Source organism: Microbacterium sp. LWH13-1.2 (assembly GCF_038397735.1).
Taxonomy (GTDB): domain Bacteria; phylum Actinomycetota; class Actinomycetes; order Actinomycetales; family Microbacteriaceae; genus Microbacterium.
The window spans coordinates 1,652,416-1,669,444 of record NZ_CP151635.1 but is presented as its reverse complement, the minus strand read 5'-3'; the positions used below and the strand labels follow the sequence as shown (position 1 = coordinate 1,669,444).

The following is a 17,029-nucleotide window of genomic DNA, read 5'->3' as shown; positions in this document are numbered from 1 at the left end:
TGCGACACCGAGACGCGACGCGGATCGGGTGCTCCAGCGGACGACGAAGATGAGCGCCCGCGGCAGCGACCGCGAGACCCACAGGAACGACGCCTTCACCCGGCTGTTCGATGCCAACTGGGCAGCGGTCAGACACCATGTCGAAGGCGTCGTCGAGGACCCCGCCGAGGTCACCGAGATCGTCTCCGAGACCTTTCTCGCGGCGTGGGGGCGACTCGTCCCCGCGAAGCCGATAGACCGGATCTGGTTGATTCGCGCGGCGGATCGGGTCATCAGGGGTAGAGCAGGACGGTCGGCCCTTCGACGGACGGTCGTCGACGCGGTGCAGGCTGGGTTGTCGGGTATCGCGACGACGACTGATCTGACGATGAGCGCCAGAGTTCTGGCAGCTCTCGGCGTCCTCACCCGGCGCGAGCGGCGTATCATCATGCTGAAGTACTGGGATGGGCTCGCGGTGGAGGAGATCGCAGAGCTGCTGCGCAGTCCACGTCTCCGAGTGCGGAGGACGTTGTCGCGGGCCGAGGAGAAGCTGCGAGAAGAGCTGGGACTGGACGGGGCGGAGGCATCATGACGGCTGACCGTGATCTGCTCGAACGTGTCCTGACGCAGGCTGATCCTGCGGTGACGCCTCGTGACGCGAAGCCCGACGCCGCGGCAGCGATCACGCGAGAACGCATCATCCGCACGGCAGCGACACCCCGGCCTCAGCGCCGGCGCGCCGTCGCCTGGGTGTCCGCTGTGGCAATGGCAGCCGCAGCCGCGGTCGTCGCCGTCGCTGTCCTGGTTCCCCAGGGAACGGCGATGGCGGGATCACCCGCTCCGCTCGACTTCTCAGAGGGCGCGAGCACCGCAGATGCGCTCAGCACCGCGCAATCCACGCTCGCTTCGACGGAGGGGCCCGCAGCACCCGAGCGCGTCGTGCGCTCGGCGACATGGGGGCTCGACATCAACGGGAACACGGGGGCGACTGAGGTGGTTCCTCAGCTCAACACTCTGCGCTGGGAGCCCGATCTCTCCGGGCGGATGGTCTCGGTGCGAGGAGTCGCCTACGACCCGGCCGACGCATCGGCGAACGTCGGAGCCGAGATCAGCAGCTCGGGTGAGATCGTCGTCGATCTGCCCATCGAACCCGGCCAGTTCACGACGCCCGTTCCCGACGTGTTCGGTGACACCCGCGACGACCTGGAGGCCGTCTTGACCGCGTTCGGGATGCCCGCCGATCCGACAGGCTCCGAGGTCGTGGCGGCGGCGACCTCAGTGCTCGAACAGTGGACTCTCACCAATGCGCAGGAGGCGCAGGTGCTGGAGATCCTGGCGGACTCGGACGGAGTGGCGGCGCTCGGTACGACCACCGACCGCCTCGGACGACAGGCTGCGGGGCTGCGCGTGATCACTCCGGACGGCGCTGCGAGCGACGTGGTCCTCCTCTCGCTCGACACCGGAAGGATCATCGGCGTCGAGCGGACCAACCTGATCGAGAACGATCTGATCGCGGCCGGGGCGATCGTGGCGTACACGATGTGGGACGTCGATGAGGATCTCGTGCGATGAGTCGGACGGCTGTGCGCGGTGCGGCCGCAGTCGGAACCTTCGGAGAGGGAAGGGGTGGGACATGACACTCGCGCAGCGGTGGATCGCCTCATCGTGGGGAGGTCCTGAGACGTGGGACTTCGTCGAGCACGAGGTGCCCCCGCCCCGCCGCTCTGAGGTGACCATCCGCGTGGCCGCGGCAGGAGTGAATCCCGCGGATGCCAAGCATGTCGCGTCTCCGCGCCCGGGCGCGCAGCTGCCGGTGCCGATCGGCTATGAAGTCTCGGGCACGATCAGCGCGATCGGACCCGAGACGCGAATCGGCTCGGGCGAAGCGAAGGAGGGGGACGAGGTCGTCGCCTTCCGCGTTCACGGGGGATACGCGACCGAGCTGACCGTGCCCGCCGAGAAGGCGTTCGTGAAGCCGACCACGCTCACGCACCCCGAGGCGGCCAACCTCCTTCTCGCCGGAACCACGGCGGCAGAGATGCTGGCGGTGACAGGCACAGCTCCTGGCGAGACGATCCTGCTGCACGGCGCATCCGGCGCTGTCGGCGTGAGTGTGCTCCAGCAGGCGGCACGTCGAGGCATCCATGTGATCGGCACCGCCAGCATCGGCAGGTTCGACGTCGTCGAACGATTCGGCGGCATCCCTGTCGCCTACGGGCCGGGCCTCATCGATCGGGTCAGGGACGCCGCGGGCACGACAGCCGTATCGGCAGCCCTCGACGCAGTGGGCACCGACGAAGCCGTCGACGTGTCCCTCCGACTCGTCATCGACCGGAGTCGTATCGTGACGATCGCCGCTGCGAGCAGGGCGAAGAGCGACGGCATCCTGGTGATCGCCGGCTCGATGCCCGACAGCGCGCGGTTCCGGGATGCCGTGCGAGGACAGCTGGTCGCGCTCGCGCAGGCGGGAGAGCTGGTCGTCCCGCTGGCGAGGACCTTCGCCCTCGAGGACGCGCCGGCAGCGCTCGCACTCCTCGCCGACGGGCATCCAGGCGGCAAGCTCGCACTGGTCCCGTCGGCGTAGTCGGACGCTTCCCGCAATCCTGCTACCATGGCCGCATGCCTTTCGGCGGTCTGCTTCTTCTTAGCTGCCGCGACGAGTCCTAAAGCTAGGGCCTTCCTCGTCGCGGCGCTTGTGTTGGCCCGTTCACATTTCTGACGAAGAGAAGAAGCCCCATCATGCAGAACACTCAGCGCCCGTCTGCGATGCCGATCCACAAGTATCGGCCGTACCACGAGCAGATCGCGGTCAACCTGCCTGACCGCACCTGGCCCGACGCCCGCATCACCGAAGCCCCGCGCTGGTGCGCAGTCGACCTCCGCGACGGAAACCAAGCGCTCATCGACCCGATGTCGCCCGAGCGCAAGCGGGTGATGTTCGAGCTCCTCGTGAGCATGGGCTACAAGGAGATCGAGGTCGGGTTCCCGTCGGCGAGCCAGACCGACTTCGACTTCGTCCGTCAGCTCATCGAGGAGAACCTGATCCCGGACGACGTCACGATCCAGGTCCTGACCCAGGCGCGCGAGCACCTGATCGCTCGCACCTACGAGTCGATCGCCGGGGCAAAGCAGGCGATCGTGCACCTCTACAACTCGACCAGCGTGCTGCAGCGCGAGGTCGTGTTCCGCACCGACAAGCAGGGCATCATCGACATCGCGCTCGAGGGTGCGCGCCTGTGCCGGAAGTTCGAGAAGACGATCCCCGACACGAAGGTGTACTACGAGTACTCGCCCGAGAGCTACACCGGCACCGAGTTGGAGTTCGCCGTCGACGTCTGCAACCAGGTGATCGAGGTCTTCGAGCCCACCGCCGACCGCAAGGTCATCATCAACCTCCCCGCCACTGTCGAGATGGCTTCGCCCAACGTCTATGCCGACTCGATCGAGTGGATGAGTCGCCACCTCGCGCACCGTGAGAACGTGATCCTGTCGCTGCACCCGCACAACGACCGTGGAACCGCGATCGCTGCGGCCGAGCTCGGCTACATGGCAGGCGCAGACCGCATCGAGGGCTGCCTGTTCGGCAACGGCGAGCGCACGGGCAATGTCGACATCGTGGCGCTGGGCATCAACCTGTTCACACAGGGCATCGACCCGCAGATCGACTTCAGCGACATCGACCAGGTCAAGCGCACGGTCGAGTACTGCAACCAGCTGCCGGTGCCCGAGCGCAGCCCCTGGGCGGGCGACCTCGTCTTCACCGCGTTCAGCGGATCGCACCAGGACGCGATCAAGAAGGGCTTCGAGGCGATGGCCGCGCGTGCCGATGCAGAGGGCGTCACGGTCGACGAGATCGAGTGGGCCGTTCCCTATCTGCCCGTCGACCCCAAGGACCTCGGTCGCTCATACGAGGCCGTGATCCGCGTGAACTCCCAGTCAGGCAAGGGCGGCGTCGCCTACCTGCTCAAGGCCGACCACGCGATCGACCTGCCGCGGAAGCTGCAGATCGAGTTCTCGGGCGTCGTGCAGACCAAGACCGACGCCGAGGGTGGCGAGGTCACGAGCGAGCAGATCTGGTCGATCTTCAACGACGAGTACCTGCCCGCCGCCGACACCGAGGCCAAGTGGGGCCGGTTCGAGCTGCTCTCTACGCAGACCCGCAGCGACATGTCGGGTGACGTGGTGCTCGATGTGACGCTGCGCGACGATGACCATCAGGTCGCCGTCGCGGGCAATGGCAACGGGCCGATCGCGGCATTCATCGAGGTTCTGCGCGGTCAGGGCTTCGACATCACGCTCTACGACTACGTCGAGCACGCTCTCAGCGCCGGTGGTGACGCGCAGGCCGCGGCCTATGTCGAGCTGCAGGTCGGGGACCAGCGTCTGTGGGGCGTCGGCATCGACGGCGACATCTCGACGGCATCCCTCAAGGCGATCGTCTCGGGCGTGAACCGCTCGATCCGCACGCGCCAGCAAGAGCTCGCGGCAGTCTGATCGTCGACGAGAACGCCCCCTCGGTCATCGACCGAGGGGGCGTTTCCTCTTGTGTCCGGCGAGGGCCGGTCACTCCGCGCTGGGCTTGATGATCGGGATCACGCCCGTCTCGGCCGCCACCTTGCGGCGGTAGATGCGGCGCTGTTCGGGCAGCGAGACGTCGAAGGTGACGGCGAGGATGCGGATGACGCTCGTGACCGCGATGCCGATGACGGCCGCCAGTGTGATGGGCATGCCCAGCGCGACGGCGATCACGATGAACGTGCAGCCAGCACCGGCCGCGACCGCGTAGAGCGAGCCGACGTGCATGATGGCGGTAGGCAGGCCCATCAGCATGTCTCGCAGCACACTGCCGCCGACGGCCGCGCAGACGCCGATGAAGACCGCCGGCACTTCGGGGATGCCGAACGCGAGGGCCTTGCTCGTCCCGAAGGCGCCGAACATCCCGATCACGACAGCATCGAGCACGACGATCGCCGTGTTCAGTCGGGTGAAGAGCCCGGCGAGGAGCATGCCGAGAAGGGCTGCTCCACCAGCGGTGACCAGATACCACTGGTTCTGCAGCGTCGCCGGAGTCTGACCGAGCAGGATGTCGCGGATCAGACCGCCGCCCATACCGATCATGATCCCGATGATCGAGACGCCGAGCCAGTCGAGCCGCCGTTGCCCCTGGAATCCCGAGGCGAACATGGCGCCCTGCACGCCGCCGAGGCCGACGCCGAGCAGGTCCGCCCAGAGCGGAATGATGAAGAGCGGTTCGGTCACGCCCCTATTCTCCCGCACGGAGGATAATCGAACGGTGCCCACTTACCGAGACGAAGCGGTGATCCTGCGCACCCACAAGCTGGGTGAGGCGGATCGCATCGTCACGATGCTCTCGCGGCGTCACGGCAAGATCCGGGCCGTCGCGAAGGGGGTGCGCCGCACGTCATCGAAGTTCGGCTCGCGGCTCGAGCCGTTCATGGTCGCCGACGTGCAGCTGTACCAGGGCCGCACACTCGACATCGTGCAGCAGGCGGAGTCTCTCGGCTCCTACGGATCCGACATCGCGGCGCACTACGACCGGTTCACGTCGGCCAACGCCATGGTCGAGACCGCCGATCGTCTGAGCGACTCCGAGGCGACGCCGGAGCAATACCTGCTGCTGGTCGGCGGTCTCCGCGCGCTGTCCCGCGGTGAGCACTCTCCCCGCAGCATCCTGGACTCCTATCTGCTGCGCGTGATGGCGCTCTCGGGGTGGGCGCCGTCGCTGGGCGACTGCGCCCGGTGCGCCGCACCCGGCCCCCACGCCCACTTCGTGGGACAGCTCGGCGGGGCGGTGTGCGTGAACTGCGCGCCGGCCGGCAGCCCGAAGGTCGCCGAGAAGACTCTGTCGCTGCTCCGCTCGCTGATGTCCGGCGATTGGGAGACGATCGACGCCGCGCCTCACGCCGACAACGCTGCCGCATCAGGTCTCGTCGCGGCGTACGCCCAATGGCACCTGGAGCGCGGCATCCGCTCGCTCGCGCACCTCGTGGCCGACATCCCCCGAGAAGGAGCACGGTGAGCCCGAAGCCCTACACCCACAAGGATGCAGTGGCGTACCGCCCGCTCGACTGGACGGGCGTGTATCCGCCGAGCTTCCCCGCAGTGCCCGAGCACGTCGCTATCGTCATGGACGGCAACGGGCGCTGGGCGAACCGCCGCGGTCTCAATCGCGTCGAGGGTCACAAGGCGGGGGAGGAGGTGCTCCTCGACGTGGTCGCCGGCGCGATCCAGGCCGGGGTGAAGCACCTCTCCGTATACGCGTTCTCGACCGAGAACTGGGCGCGGTCTCCGGAAGAGGTCCGGTTCCTGATGGGGTACAACCGCGACGTGCTGCACCGACGACGCGATCAGCTCAACGAGTGGGGCGTCCGGGTCCGCTGGGCCGGCCGCAAGCCGCGTCTCTGGGGCAGTGTCATCAAGGAGCTGCAGTACGCGGAGCAGCTGACCAAGGACAACGATGTGCTCACGCTCACCATGTGCGTGAACTACGGTGGACGCGTCGAGCTCGTCGACGCGATGCGGTCGATCGCCGCCGATGTCGCGGCAGGCAAGGTCAAGCCGAACGCGATCAGCGAGAAGATGATCCGCCGCAACCTGTACGTGCCCGACATGCCCGACGTCGACCTGTTCGTGCGCAGCTCAGGAGAGCAGCGCACCTCGAACTTCCTGCTGTGGCAGGCGGCCTACGCCGAGATGGTGTTCCTCGACACGCTCTGGCCCGACTTCTCGCGCGAGGAGCTGTGGCGCTCGATCGGCATCTACCTGTCGCGCGACCGTCGCTTCGGCGGGGCGATCGACACGCCTGACGCTCCGGTCTGAGCGCGCAGCCACCGTTCGGTCTCACGCGGGCGACGCAGTCGCACGATCGTGAGGTGCGGGAAACTCTCCTGTTTCAGAGGCATCTGTGTCGTCCACGATGATCTGGTCTTCGTCTGCCAGGAGAGGACGTTGCGCTCTGGCTCGCGCGTGGTCAGCAGCTGCCAGATGGGCTTCTCGATGTTGCCGTTGTACATCTCCGTGCGGAGGATGCTGCGGCTGAGAGTACGCCGCAACAGACGCGTGCGCACGACGGACCACGGATAGTCGAGCCAGATCGCCAGCTGGGCGCGTGGCGTCATGATCTCGTCGGTGCCCTTGCTGGTGTACTGCCACTCGGTGACCCAGCGGTCCTCGGCAGCAAAGGCGCGGACGTCGTCGAGGAACGACGGACGCGGTGTCCAGTTCTCGCCGTGGAACAGGCCGTCGATCTCGACGTGGCGCAGATCCCAGAGATCAGCGACCCGCCGTGCGAGCGTCGTCTTGCCCGATCCGGTGACGCCGGCGATCAGCACTCGCTCGGGGCTGAACGGCAGCGGATCGGCGGCGGCCAGCATTCGCGCGGTCATGGCCTTCCGATCCGATCTGCGCCCGCAAGCCACCTCTCCAGTTCCCGAGGATGGCCGAGCCTCACGATGCGCAAGTGAGGGTGTGCCGCCTCGATGCTCGGCATGCGTTCCTCCCACTTGTGACGTGTGTTCTTCTGCCACCGCAGGATGTCGTTCTCGCCGGTCCACCCCTCCCGATCCCACAGTGCTGGCTCGACGTTGCCGTTCCAGAGCGGAGTTCGGAACGTGCGGCGCGCCAGCGTGCGGCGCAGCAGACGTCGCCGGACCAGGCGGTAGGGATAGTCCAGCCAGATCACGACCTGCGCACGCGGAGCGAGGATCGCATCGGTGCCCTTGCTCGTGTACTGCCACTCGGTGACCCAGCGGTGCTCTGAGGCGAAGGCGCGCACGTCGTCGATGAACGATGGACGCGGCGTCCAGTTCTCGCCGTGGAACAGGCCGTCTATCTCGACGTGACGCAGATCCCACATCTCCGCCACGCGTCGAGCGAGCGTCGTCTTGCCCGATCCTGTGACCCCGGCGATCAGCACCCTCTCGGGCCTGAACGGCAGCGGATCGGCGGCGGAGAGCATCCGAGAATCCTACCGACGGAATAGCCCATAGGCGCATGCGGTTGGATGTCAGTGTGAGTGAAGCCATCTCGATTGACATCTGGTCCGACATCGCCTGCCCGTGGTGCTACATCGGCAAGCGCAACCTCGAGAAGGGACTCGAAGCCGTAGCCTCCGACGACGACGCCCCGCAGGTGAACATCACCTTCCACTCGTTCGAGCTCTCGCCCGACACCCCCGTCGACTTCGACGGCGACGAGATCGACTTCCTCGCCGGCCACAAGGGGATGCCGCGCGAGCAGGTCGAGCAGATGCTCTCGCACGTCACAGGCGTCGCCGAGGGAGCGGGACTCGCGTACCGCTTCGATCTGCTGCAGCACACGAACACGGTCAAAGCCCATGAGCTGCTGCACTTCGCAAAGGCTCAAGGCGTGCAGCACGAGATGGAAGAGCGTCTCATGTCGGCCTACTTCACCGAGGGCAAGCACGTCGGCCGTATCGACGACCTGGTCGAGCTCGCTGTCGAGGTCGGGCTCAACCCCGACGACACCCGCGAGGCTCTCGTCTCGGCCCGCCACCTCGCGGACGTCCGCCAGGATCAGGCGCAGGCCCAGGCCTACGGCATCCAGGGCGTCCCGTTCTTCGTGATCGACGGACAGTACGGCATCAGCGGTGCGCAGCCGCCGGCGGCATTCGAGAACGTCCTCCGGGACCTCTGGGCCAAGCGCGGCGACGCCGAGGCCGAGTCCGAGGCTGCAGCGGTCTAGCGCGTCAGCGCGGCTTCGATCGCGCCGACGATCTCGGGGTCGTTCGGCTTCTGCTTCGGGCGGAACCGGACGACCTCTCCGTCGGGCAGAACGAGGAACTTCTCGAAGTTCCACTCGACACGGCCCGCCTTGCCGCCGGCATCCGGCGTCTCCTTCAGCGTCTTGTAGAGATCGGTGGCGTTCCTGCCGTTGACCTTCACCTTGTCGTTGATGGGGAACGTCACGCCGTAGGTCGTGGAGCAGAACTCCTTGATGTCCTCGACGGAGCCTGGCTCCTGGCCGAAGAACTGGTTGCACGGGAACCCGACGACGCTGAACCCGCGGTCGCTGTAGAGGCGCTGCAGCTCTTCGAGCTGCTCGTACTGCGGGGTCAGGCCGCACTTCGAGGCGACGTTGACCACGAGCACCACATCGGCACCCAGATCGTCGAGCGTCTTCTCGTTGCCGTCGGCGTCTGTGAAGGGGATGGAACGGACTGCGGGATCGGTCATATTCACAGCTTAGGTCGATGCGCCGAGACGGGCTCTGTGTCTGGGAGAATGGGGGGGACATGACTCTCGCCACCACTTCCGCTCGCACCCTCAACATCGGTCCGATCGCTCTCGACGTACCGGTCGTCCTCGCACCCATGGCGGGTATCACCAACACCGCGTTCCGTCGGCTCTGCCGCGAATACGGAGCCGGGCTCTACGTGAGCGAGATGATCACGTCTCGCGCACTCGTCGAACGCAACGAGACGACGATGCGCCTGATTCGCCACCACGAGTCCGAGACGCCGCGCTCGATCCAGCTCTACGGCGTCGATCCGCACACCATCTCCGAAGCAGTCCGCATCATCGTCGCCGAAGACCATGCCGACCACATCGACCTGAACTTCGGGTGCCCCGTTCCCAAGGTCACGCGCAAGGGCGGGGGAGCGGCGCTGCCCTGGAAGAGCTCCCTTTTCTCGCAGATCGTCACACAGGCCGTGAAGGCCGCGGGTGACGTGCCGCTGACCATCAAGATGCGCAAGGGCATCGACCCCGACCACCTGACGTTCCTCGATGCCGGGCGCGCGGCCGAAGACGCGGGCGTCTCTGCGATCGCCCTGCATGCCCGCACCGCGAGCGAGTTCTACTCCGGCTTCGCCGACTGGAACGCGATCGGCGAGCTCAAGCAGGCCGTCACTAGCGTCCCGGTGCTCGGCAACGGCGACATCTGGTCGGCTGACGACGCTGTGCGCATGATGCAGCAGACCGACTGCGACGGAGTGGTCGTCGGACGCGGATGTCTCGGTCGTCCGTGGCTGTTCGGCGAGCTCGCTGCGGCCTTCGGTGCCGAATCGCACCCGGTCGACGCGACACTCGGTTTCGTCGCCGACGCCTTCCGTCGTCACGCCGAGCTGCTCGTCGAGTTCTTCGAGGACGAAGATCGCGGATGCCGTGACGTCCGCAAGCACGTGGCCTGGTACTTCAAGGGGTATCCGGTCGGCGGCGACATCCGCACCGGACTCGCGACGGCATCCAGCCTTGCCGAGATCGACGACCTGCTGGGCCAGCTCGACCACACAGCGCCCTACCCCGGCGCGGACGCCGAAGGCCAGCGCGGTCGTTCTGGGCGTCCGAAGCGTCCGGCACTGCCGGACAAGTGGCTGGAGTCGCGCGAACTCGCGGCGTCGGCATCCGAGATGATGCGAGGGGCGGAGATCGAGAACAGTGGCGGTTGATCCTCAGATGGACTCGGCGCGCGGGCGCTCGGACGGATACGACCCGCGCGACGCCGAGCGATTCTTCGCCGAGACGCATCGATCCGAACGCGACGACTTCGCCCGCGACCGCGCGCGCGTGCTGCACTCCGCGGCGCTCCGCCGCCTGGCGGCCAAGACGCAGGTGCTCAGTCCCGCCAGCACGGCCGACTTCGCTCGGAACCGCCTCACCCACTCGCTCGAGGTCGCCCAGGTCGGGCGCGAGCTCGCGACCGCGCTCGGCGTCTCCGCAGACGTTGTCGACACCGCGTGCCTGAGTCACGACCTCGGGCACCCGCCCTTCGGGCACAACGGCGAGCGGGCGCTCAACGACTGGGCAGAGCCCATCGGCGGTTTCGAAGGCAACGCGCAGTCGCTGCGCATCCTCAGCCGTCTCGAGGCCAAGGCCATCGACGACGACGGGCGCTCGGTCGGACTCAACCTGACCAGGGCCAGCCTCGACGCGACCTGCAAGTATCCGTGGACGGTCGACAGCCCCGTTCCCGACCCCGGTGGTCGGCTCAAGTTCGGCGTGTATCCCGAAGACGAAGAGGTCTTCCGATGGATGCGTGAGGGAATCGCCGGGCGTCGGCGCTGCATCGAGGCCGAGATCATGGATCTCTCCGACGACATCGCGTACTCGGTGCACGACTTCGAGGATGCGATCGTCAACGGCTACGTCGACGTCGCCCAGCTCTCCGACCCGCGCCAGCACGAGGCTCTTATCGACCGCATCCAGCAGTGGGTCGGCTACGACTTCACGCGCGATGACCTCGCCGATGCGCTGTACCGCCTCGCCTCCCAGCCGATGTGGCTGCAGTCCTTCGACCGCTCGCGTCACGACCTGGCGCGGCTCAAGAACCTCACGAGCGACTTCATCGGTCGATTCGCCCGCGCCGCCGTCGCCGCGACCCGCGAGGCATACGCCGGTCCTACGCTCGTGCGTTACAACGCGCACGTCGTGGTACCGCGGGTCATCGAGGCCGAGATCGCCGTGCTCAAGGGCATCATGGGCCAGGCCATCGTCACGATCGATGCGCGCAAGGGTGTCTACAAGGAGCAGCGCCGCGTGCTCACACGGCTCGCCGACGCGCTGTGGTCGACCGATACGCTCTGGTCCGCCGGAGCGGATGTGCTCGAGCCCGCGTTCTCGGCCGACTTCCGCGCCGCGACGACCGACGGCGAACGCGCACGGGTCATCGTCGATCAGATCGCGAGCCTCACCGATCAAAGCGCGATCGACTGGCATAACAGGCTCGTCGGCGAGATCGACCCCGCGGAGGTGGGCATCTGGACGCCGCGTCATGCGCGACCGGGTGCTCGTCAGCACACGCCGCGGCAGGCGGTCGTCGAAGGGGCCGGCTGATGCCCCGCATCCGCCAGGCCGACGTCGACGAGGTCAAGGCCCGCACGAACATCGCCGACATCGTCGGAGAGCGCGTCGCGCTCAAATCGGCCGGAGTCGGATCCCTCAAGGGGCTCTGCCCCTTCCACGATGAGAAGAGCCCGAGCTTCCATGTGCGGCCCCAGGTCGGCTACTACCACTGCTTCGGATGCGGTGAGTCGGGGGACGTGTACTCGTTCCTCCGCGAGATGGACCACGTCAGCTTCACCGAAGCCGTCGAGCGCCTCGCGGGCCGCATCGGCTACGCCCTGCATTACGAAGACGGCGGTTCCGCTCCCGAGACGAGCGGACGCAGTCGTCTGTACGCCGCGAACACCGCCGCGGCAGAATACTTCCGCGGGCAGCTGCTGACGGCGGATGCCGAGGCAGGGCGCCGCTTCCTCGGGGAGCGCGGCTTCGACGCCGGCGCCGCTGCGCACTTTGGTGTGGGATTCGCGCCTCGTGGCTGGGACAAGATGCTGAAGGCGCTCACGGCGCAGGGCTTCACGCGCGACGAGCTGAGCGCCGCGGGGCTGGTCTCGACGGGGCAGCGCGGCGTCTACGACCGATTCCGCGGGCGTCTCGTCTGGCCCATCCGCGATGTGTCGGGTCAGACGATCGGGTTCGGCGCGCGCAAGCTGTTCGACGACGACCAAGGACCGAAGTACCTGAACACTCCGGAGACCCCGATCTACAAGAAAGCGCAGGTGCTCTACGGGCTCGACCTCGCCAAGCGCGACATCTCGCGGGGCGACCCGCGTCGTGTCGTGGTGGTCGAGGGGTACACCGACGTCATGGCCTGTCACCTCGCCGGTCTCACGACCGCGATCGCGACCTGCGGCACGGCCTTCGGCACTGACCACATCAAGGTGCTGCGCCGGGTCATGGGCGACGACAACGCCTCGGGTGAGGTCGTCTTCACCTTCGACGGCGACGAGGCGGGGCAGAAGGCGGCGTTGCGCGCCTTCACCGAGGACGACCGCTTCAATGCGCAGACCTTCGTCGCGGTCGCCCCTGACGGCCTCGACCCCTGCGATCTCCGACTCCAGCGCGGCGATGCCGCCGTGCGGTCGCTCATGGAGACCAAGCAGCCGATGTTCGAGTTCGCGATCGACCGCAAGCTCTCGGGCTTCGATCTCTCCACCGTCGAAGGACGCGTCGGCGCGCTGCGCGCCGCGGCGCCGATCGTCGCCGAGATCCGCGACCGTCTGCTGCGCCCCGGATACGAGCGGGTGCTCGCCAGGCGCCTGGGCATGGATCCGACCGAGGTGCACAACGAGGTCGAGCGCGCGGCGCGCGGCGGATCCCAGACCACGCGTCACGAGTCGCCCCGGCCCGAGGTGACGATCGACCCCACGACCGGTGCGCCGGCCGTTGCGCCCGTGACGCTGGCCAGCCTGCCGCGCACGGCGGACGTCGCGGTCGAACGCGATGCGCTGATGGGCGCCCTCCAGTACGGTCACCAGATCGATCAGGCGCTGCTCGGCCGCGCGCTCGGCAGTCCTTTCCGCACACCTGGACTCGACGCCGTGCGTGAGGCCGTCGCAGCCGCCCCCGACCGCACTCGCGCAGGCTGGGTGACCGACGCCGTGAACTCGGTGCGTGAACCGTACCGGTCGCTGGCAGGTGAGCTGCTCATGACGCCGTTCCCCGCTCGCAACGAGGCCGGAGCCGTCGCATCGACCACCGACCTCGCGCGCAGACTCATCATGCGCAGCCTGGAGCACGAGAAGCAGGAACTACTCGGCGCTGTGCAGCGGGTGCCTGCGGATTCCGACGGCGGGCGTGCGCTGCGAATGCGGCTGCGTGACATCGACGTGGAGCGTCAGCGGTTCGCCGAGTCGTAACGGCAGGTGCCCAGCAGGGCAGGGCAGGATGGAGGAATGTTCTCCCGGCCCGAATCGACCAACGCGATCGACAGCTCCGACCTGGTCATCGACCGCATCGGGCACAGCGGTGCGACCCGTGCGATCGACGGGGTGAGCTTCTCGCTCGCACCCGGGGAGCTCATCTGCGTCGCGGGGCCCACAGGGTCTGGCAAGTCCACGCTGGTCGCTGCTCTGGCCGGCTCCACGGATCCGTCGGTGCGGGTCGTCGGAGGCAGCGCTCAGGTCTGTGGTGTCGACATCCGTCGTCCTGGGCGCAAGCACCGCCTGCTGACCTACCGCACCGGGTTCGTGCCGCAGGGTGCGGGGGCCGATCTGCCGCCGCAGCTCACAGTGAACGAGGTGATCGCCGAGCCGATCCTCATCCGCGAGAAGCGCGTCAACACCAAGGCACTGTCGATCCGGGTGGCGACGCTGCTCGACGAGCTGCATCTGCCGCTGGGCACCGCCGCGAAGTTCCCCTACGAGCTCAGCGCCGGCATGCGGCAGCGTGTCGCGATAGCGAGATCGTTCGTGCTCGAACCGCGCGTTCTCATCGCCGACGAGATCCTCGCGAACCTCGATCTCGAGGTTCGTCCCGTCGTCTTCGACGCGATCACCCGGCGCCGCAAGGAGCAGGGGATGGGGGCGCTGCTCGTCACCAACGACGCCGACTTCATCCGGGAGCTGAACGCCGAGACGCTCATGCTCCGCGGCGGTCACGTCGTCGCTCGCGGGGTGGGAAAAGACCTCCTGTGGGCGCCCAACGCGGAGGCGGATTCGCAGCACTGAGGGTGCCCGCGCGCGACACGCCCGATGTGCGGCCCGTGTCACGAGCACGCTCCGGAGTTTGCTAGGATTGACGAGTTGCCCGCGCAGCGGAGCACATTCCTCGGTAGCTCAATTGGCAGAGCAGCCGGCTGTTAACCGGCAGGTTCTTGGTTCGAGTCCAAGCCGGGGAGCCAATGAAAAGCCCCTCTTCGGAGGGGCTTTTCCCTTTCCCTCGTCTTCTTCCACCGGACAGGTCGATCACTCCCGCGCATGAAAGAAGGCCCCGTCGACGACGAGGCCTTCATCCATGTCAGCGCCGGTTCAGCGTGCTGCGCCCTTGAGCGAGCCCGTGGTCTGGCCGGCCGGGTCCGAGATGACGCACTGCACGATGCGGTCGTTCAGCTCGTCCCAGGTCTGCTGGGTCGGCGTGATCGGGTAGACCTCGAGTACGGAGTCGTTGAACGCGATACCGACGAAGCTCGTGTAGGCATCTCCGATGCACTCCTGCGAGGCTGCGTCGACGCTCTCCTCGGAGAACTCGCCGTCGTCCATCGTGATCTCGTAGTAGACCTCTTCGTCGTGCGGCTGGTCGCACGGGACGACGTCCGCATCCTCGATCAGGCCGGTGGCGCTTGCCATCTTGCAGTCGCCCAGCTTGAGCGCGAAGATGTCGATGTTCGAGCTTTCGGTGACCTGCCCGGTGTCCTCGTCGCGGTCGGCGTCTCCCGAACCGCCACCCAGGATCCCGTTCAGCGCGCTACATCCGGTCAGTGCGACCGACAGCGCCACAGCAGAACCTGCAAGCGCCAGTGCGCGTCGCGTGCGCAGTTTCATCATGATTTCCCCTCCCAGAGCCTCTTGGTGCGTGGTATATCGAAACACACCTCAAGCACGCTATCCGGCTCGGAGTCTGTGATGCAACTCCGAGAAGGCTTTGATTGGGCTGAAAGGTTAGGTCAGCCTTCCAAGTCATCGACTCCGGGCATCCAGCTGGCTCCGGCCTTGCCCCACCCACGCTTCTTCGCGATCTTCTGCACGGTCTTCCAGTCACCGTCCGAGAGACGGTCGATGTAGAGGATGCCGTCGAGGTGGTCGAACTCGTGCTGCATGATCCGCGCACGCCAGCCGTCGACCGCGATCTCGACCGGCGAACCGTCGAGATCCACGCCTGTGACGCGTACCCGCTCGGAGCGACGCAGGGGGAATCGCTCGCCGGGGAAGGAGAGACACCCTTCCGACTCGAGGTCGTCGTCCGGCTCGCCCGGTTCCAGCGGAACCATCCAGAGCTCGGGGTTGATGATGACGCCGCGCCACGGCTGGTCGTCATCGTCGACGTACGCGTACGTGTAGATACGCAGCGGCACGCCGACCTGGGGTGCAGCCAGACCCACACCTGGCGCGGTATCCATGGTCTCGAACATGTCGGCCACGAGTGTGCGGATGTCGTCGGAGATCTCCTCGACGACGGAAGCGGGGGAGTGCAGGACGGGATCGCCCATGATGCGAATAGGAAGAACAGCCACGCCATAACCCTACTCGGCGCATATCGCCGGGTAGGGTCGTAGGGTGAGCATCTCCGTATGGACAGCCGGGGCGGAAGACGTCACCGACCAGCTGGTAGGCGCGTTCCAGAACCCGGGACTGCTCCTCGGCATCCCCCTCGCACTCGCGGGCGCTGTCTTCATGTCGCTCGGTGCTCAGTACCAGCACCGCGGCGTCGAGAAGATGGAGCGGCTGAGCGGTGCGGACGGAGCATCCGGTCTGTCGATGGCTCAGGTCCGCGGGCTGCTGACGAGGCCCTCGTGGCTCGTCGGGACTCTCATGCTCGGCCTTGCCATCGTCTGTCAGCTCGCCGCTCTGACGGTGGCGCCTCTGATCGTCGTGCAGCCGCTCGGAGCGATCGCGCTGGTCATCACCACACTGCTCAACGCCCGCATCTCGGGGCACTCACCGACCAAGCAATCCATCACGGCGATCATCTGCTGCGTCGGAGGAATCTTCCTCTTCGTCTTCTTCGCGGCGATCTTCGCCACCGAGAAGGATGTCACCGACACAGAGCTGTTCACGATCCTCGCGATCCTGCTCGTCGTGATCATCATTCTCGGCGCGTGCTGGCTCGTCCTCCGTCACCGCATGCGCGCGCTCTTCTACATCGTCGGCGCCGGAATCCTGTACGGCTTCGTCGCGACGCTCGCGAAGGTCGTCATCAAGCGGGTCCAGGCCGGCGACTTCGAGTGGATCACGCTCGTGTGCGTGATCGCGCTCGTCGCCGCGAGCGCCGTAGGCGCCTATTTCGTGCAGACGGCGTACAGTTCGGGTCCGCCCGACCTCGTCATCGCGGGGCTCACCGTGGTCGACCCCCTTGTCGCTGTTCTGATCGGCATGGTCGTGCTCGGCGAGGCTGCCGCCGCCCCGCCGTGGGTACTCGTGATCTTCGGCGTCGCCGGAGCGATCGCGGTGTGGGGCGTCGTAGGGCTCGCTCGATATCACCCACAGGTGCTCAGCGACAGCCAGGAGATCGACATCACCCGCGGAAGCGATGCGCATGCGAAAGGCCCCGAGGCGACGAACCCCGAGGCCTGA

At 67.1% G+C, this 17,029-nt stretch carries 18 protein-coding genes and 1 tRNA gene; 13 read left to right on the top strand and 6 right to left on the bottom strand.

Going from position 1 to position 17,029, the window contains the following annotated elements; translation table 11 throughout:
* Positions 1 to 28: 28 nt before the first annotated feature.
* From MRBLWH13_RS07855 to leuA, 4 genes are all read left to right on the top strand, one after another.
* On the top strand, positions 29 to 571 hold the full coding sequence (locus tag MRBLWH13_RS07855; RefSeq protein ID WP_341957830.1) for a sigma-70 family RNA polymerase sigma factor: 543 nt from the start codon (positions 29 to 31) through the stop codon (positions 569 to 571).
* On the top strand, positions 568 to 1,551 hold the full coding sequence (locus MRBLWH13_RS07850; RefSeq protein WP_341957829.1) for a hypothetical protein: 984 nt from the start codon (positions 568 to 570) through the stop codon (positions 1,549 to 1,551). The genes MRBLWH13_RS07855 and MRBLWH13_RS07850 overlap by 4 nt, the downstream gene beginning before the upstream one ends.
* A gap of 61 nt (positions 1,552 to 1,612) precedes the next feature.
* Positions 1,613 to 2,563 carry a zinc-binding dehydrogenase gene (locus MRBLWH13_RS07845; RefSeq protein ID WP_341957827.1) on the top strand — a complete coding sequence of 317 codons (951 nt, stop codon included), beginning with the start codon at positions 1,613 to 1,615 and terminating at the stop codon, positions 2,561 to 2,563.
* Positions 2,564 to 2,718: 155 nt separating this feature from the next.
* Positions 2,719 to 4,473: a 2-isopropylmalate synthase gene (leuA, locus tag MRBLWH13_RS07840; RefSeq protein WP_341957826.1), complete on the top strand. Its 1,755-nt coding sequence runs from the start codon at positions 2,719 to 2,721 to the stop codon at positions 4,471 to 4,473.
* A gap of 69 nt (positions 4,474 to 4,542) precedes the next feature.
* Here the strand turns inward: leuA and MRBLWH13_RS07835 are convergent, their stop codons facing one another.
* Positions 4,543 to 5,238, bottom strand: a complete 696-nt coding sequence (locus MRBLWH13_RS07835; RefSeq protein WP_056516839.1) for a TRIC cation channel family protein — start codon at positions 5,236 to 5,238, stop codon at positions 4,543 to 4,545.
* A gap of 34 nt (positions 5,239 to 5,272) precedes the next feature.
* Here MRBLWH13_RS07835 and recO point away from each other — a divergent pair, with 34 nt between their 5' ends.
* Complete coding sequence (recO, locus tag MRBLWH13_RS07830) at positions 5,273 to 6,019, top strand: DNA repair protein RecO (RefSeq protein WP_341957822.1); 747 nt, start codon at positions 5,273 to 5,275, stop codon at positions 6,017 to 6,019.
* Complete coding sequence (locus MRBLWH13_RS07825) at positions 6,016 to 6,819, top strand: isoprenyl transferase (RefSeq protein ID WP_341957820.1); 804 nt, start codon at positions 6,016 to 6,018, stop codon at positions 6,817 to 6,819. Before recO ends, MRBLWH13_RS07825 begins: the two co-directional genes overlap by 4 nt.
* Here MRBLWH13_RS07825 and MRBLWH13_RS07820 read toward each other — a convergent pair.
* On the bottom strand, positions 6,759 to 7,385 hold the full coding sequence (locus MRBLWH13_RS07820; protein ID WP_341957818.1) for an AAA family ATPase: 627 nt from the start codon (positions 7,383 to 7,385) through the stop codon (positions 6,759 to 6,761). The two genes, MRBLWH13_RS07825 and MRBLWH13_RS07820, sit on opposite strands and share 61 nt — an antisense overlap.
* On the bottom strand, positions 7,382 to 7,957 hold the full coding sequence (locus MRBLWH13_RS07815) for an AAA family ATPase (protein WP_341957816.1): 576 nt from the start codon (positions 7,955 to 7,957) through the stop codon (positions 7,382 to 7,384). Before MRBLWH13_RS07815 ends, MRBLWH13_RS07820 begins: the two co-directional genes overlap by 4 nt.
* Positions 7,958 to 8,010: 53 nt before the next feature.
* On the opposite strand from MRBLWH13_RS07815, the gene MRBLWH13_RS07810 reads away from it, so the two are divergent.
* Positions 8,011 to 8,703: a DsbA family oxidoreductase gene (locus MRBLWH13_RS07810; protein ID WP_341957814.1), complete on the top strand. Its 693-nt coding sequence runs from the start codon at positions 8,011 to 8,013 to the stop codon at positions 8,701 to 8,703.
* Here the strand turns inward: MRBLWH13_RS07810 and MRBLWH13_RS07805 are convergent.
* Positions 8,700 to 9,194 carry a glutathione peroxidase gene (locus MRBLWH13_RS07805; RefSeq protein WP_056516851.1) on the bottom strand — a complete coding sequence of 165 codons (495 nt, stop codon included), beginning with the start codon at positions 9,192 to 9,194 and terminating at the stop codon, positions 8,700 to 8,702. The genes MRBLWH13_RS07810 and MRBLWH13_RS07805 overlap by 4 nt on opposite strands.
* 59 nt (positions 9,195 to 9,253) lie before the next feature.
* Here MRBLWH13_RS07805 and dusB point away from each other — a divergent pair, with 59 nt between their 5' ends.
* From dusB to MRBLWH13_RS07780, 5 genes are all read left to right on the top strand, one after another.
* On the top strand, positions 9,254 to 10,408 hold the full coding sequence (gene dusB, locus MRBLWH13_RS07800; protein ID WP_341957811.1) for a tRNA dihydrouridine synthase DusB: 1,155 nt from the start codon (positions 9,254 to 9,256) through the stop codon (positions 10,406 to 10,408).
* Positions 10,409 to 10,415: 7 nt separating this feature from the next.
* Positions 10,416 to 11,792: a deoxyguanosinetriphosphate triphosphohydrolase gene (locus MRBLWH13_RS07795; RefSeq protein ID WP_341957809.1), complete on the top strand. Its 1,377-nt coding sequence runs from the start codon at positions 10,416 to 10,418 to the stop codon at positions 11,790 to 11,792.
* The gene (dnaG, locus tag MRBLWH13_RS07790; RefSeq protein ID WP_341957807.1) at positions 11,792 to 13,657 is read left to right on the top strand and encodes a DNA primase; all 1,866 of its coding nucleotides are present in this window, start codon (positions 11,792 to 11,794) and stop codon (positions 13,655 to 13,657) included. Before MRBLWH13_RS07795 ends, dnaG begins: the two co-directional genes overlap by 1 nt.
* Positions 13,658 to 13,693: 36 nt before the next feature.
* Positions 13,694 to 14,467, top strand: coding sequence for an ATP-binding cassette domain-containing protein (locus MRBLWH13_RS07785; RefSeq protein WP_056307278.1), 774 nt, complete (start codon positions 13,694 to 13,696; stop codon positions 14,465 to 14,467).
* A gap of 97 nt (positions 14,468 to 14,564) precedes the next feature.
* A tRNA-Asn gene (locus tag MRBLWH13_RS07780) sits at positions 14,565 to 14,640 on the top strand.
* A gap of 127 nt (positions 14,641 to 14,767) precedes the next feature.
* Here MRBLWH13_RS07780 and MRBLWH13_RS07775 read toward each other — a convergent pair.
* Positions 14,768 to 15,283 (bottom strand): septum formation family protein, encoded by a 516-nt coding sequence (locus tag MRBLWH13_RS07775; protein ID WP_341957800.1) that lies wholly within the window; start codon positions 15,281 to 15,283, stop codon positions 14,768 to 14,770.
* Between the two features lie 119 nt (positions 15,284 to 15,402).
* Positions 15,403 to 15,969: a peptide deformylase gene (def, locus tag MRBLWH13_RS07770; RefSeq protein WP_341957798.1), complete on the bottom strand. Its 567-nt coding sequence runs from the start codon at positions 15,967 to 15,969 to the stop codon at positions 15,403 to 15,405.
* A 49-nt stretch (positions 15,970 to 16,018) separates the two neighbouring features.
* Between def and MRBLWH13_RS07765 the strand changes: the two genes are divergently transcribed.
* A complete protein-coding gene (locus MRBLWH13_RS07765; protein ID WP_341958253.1) occupies positions 16,019 to 17,029 on the top strand; it encodes a DMT family transporter in 1,011 nt (336 codons plus the stop codon).

Bases quoted from the DNA above. Each gene is read 5' to 3' on its own strand.
- MRBLWH13_RS07850 (WP_341957829.1), top strand. From the start codon at position 568: ATGACGGCTGACCGTGATCTGCTCGAACGTGTCCTGACGCAGGCTGAT.
- MRBLWH13_RS07845 (WP_341957827.1), top strand. From the start codon at position 1,613: ATGACACTCGCGCAGCGGTGGATCGCCTCATCGTGGGGAGGTCCTGAG.
- leuA (WP_341957826.1), top strand. From the start codon at position 2,719: ATGCAGAACACTCAGCGCCCGTCTGCGATGCCGATCCACAAGTATCGG.
- MRBLWH13_RS07820 (WP_341957818.1), bottom strand. From the start codon at position 7,385: ATGACCGCGCGAATGCTGGCCGCCGCCGATCCGCTGCCGTTCAGCCCC.
- MRBLWH13_RS07815 (WP_341957816.1), bottom strand. From the start codon at position 7,957: ATGCTCTCCGCCGCCGATCCGCTGCCGTTCAGGCCCGAGAGGGTGCTG.
- MRBLWH13_RS07805 (WP_056516851.1), bottom strand. From the start codon at position 9,194: ATGACCGATCCCGCAGTCCGTTCCATCCCCTTCACAGACGCCGACGGC.
- dusB (WP_341957811.1), top strand. From the start codon at position 9,254: ATGACTCTCGCCACCACTTCCGCTCGCACCCTCAACATCGGTCCGATC.
- MRBLWH13_RS07795 (WP_341957809.1), top strand. From the start codon at position 10,416: ATGGACTCGGCGCGCGGGCGCTCGGACGGATACGACCCGCGCGACGCC.
- dnaG (WP_341957807.1), top strand. From the start codon at position 11,792: ATGCCCCGCATCCGCCAGGCCGACGTCGACGAGGTCAAGGCCCGCACG.
- MRBLWH13_RS07785 (WP_056307278.1), top strand. From the start codon at position 13,694: ATGTTCTCCCGGCCCGAATCGACCAACGCGATCGACAGCTCCGACCTG.
- MRBLWH13_RS07775 (WP_341957800.1), bottom strand. From the start codon at position 15,283: ATGATGAAACTGCGCACGCGACGCGCACTGGCGCTTGCAGGTTCTGCT.